Source organism: Kitasatospora sp. SC0581 (assembly GCF_048159585.1).
Classification (GTDB): Bacteria; Actinomycetota; Actinomycetes; order Streptomycetales; family Streptomycetaceae; genus Kitasatospora.
Genome location: NZ_JBLRWA010000318.1, coordinates 1 through 319, shown reverse-complemented (window position 1 = coordinate 319; position 319 = coordinate 1). Strand labels below are relative to the sequence as shown.

General features: G+C 51.1%; 1 protein-coding gene. It reads right to left on the bottom strand.

Annotation, left to right across the window (positions count from 1 at the left end):
- The coding region (locus ACLWS4_RS38280; RefSeq protein WP_416876606.1) for an ABC transporter permease subunit at positions 1-302 on the bottom strand (302 nt) is incomplete at its 3' end.
- Positions 303-319: the final 17 nt, after the last annotated feature.

Here is a 319-nt window from a genome sequence, read left to right as displayed (position 1 = left end):
GCTAAAGCGGGCATGATCATATACCGCAAATGGTTCCAGAACCCTGCGCTCAACGGTTCATATCCGGCAACAGGGAACCATTTCAGCTTTACACCGAACAGCTGCATGAGCAACAGACCTAATAAAAAGCTCGGTACCGCCATTCCGAGCATAACCAGCGCCATGAAGAACTGGTCAGTTTTCGACCCCCGCTTCCTGGCGGCAATGATGCCGATTGGTATGGCAAAAATGATAGAAATGACCTGGGCAAGAATGGAGAGCGAAAGCGTCGGCCCCAAATGTTCCAGAAAGGCATCCAGCACCGGTTTGTTTTGGGAGA